Genomic DNA, 208 nt, shown 5'->3' with positions numbered 1-208 from the left:
CAACTGGATCGGCACCATGTGGAAGGGGTCGCTGTCCTTCGAGACACCGATGCTGTGGTCCACCGGCTTCCTGGTCACCTTCCTCTTCGGCGGACTGACCGGTGTCATCCTGGCCTCGCCGCCGCTGGACTTCCACGTCTCGGACTCGTACTTCGTGGTGGCGCACTTCCACTACGTGGTGTTCGGCACCGTCGTGTTCGCGATGTTC

The 208-nt window shown here is 62.5% G+C and carries 1 protein-coding gene; it reads left to right on the top strand.

The window, feature by feature from the left end:
* Positions 1–208, top strand: a 208-nt coding sequence (locus IG88_RS40070) for a cbb3-type cytochrome c oxidase subunit I (RefSeq protein ID WP_037837609.1), incomplete at both ends; no start/stop codon positions are given.

The sequence above is a fragment of the Streptomyces sp. NRRL F-5650 genome (assembly GCF_000721365.1).
GTDB classification, from domain to species: Bacteria; Actinomycetota; Actinomycetes; order Streptomycetales; family Streptomycetaceae; genus Streptomyces; species Streptomyces ardesiacus.
Note: the sequence above shows the minus strand (reverse complement) of the source record. Positions and strands in the feature narration are given on the sequence as shown.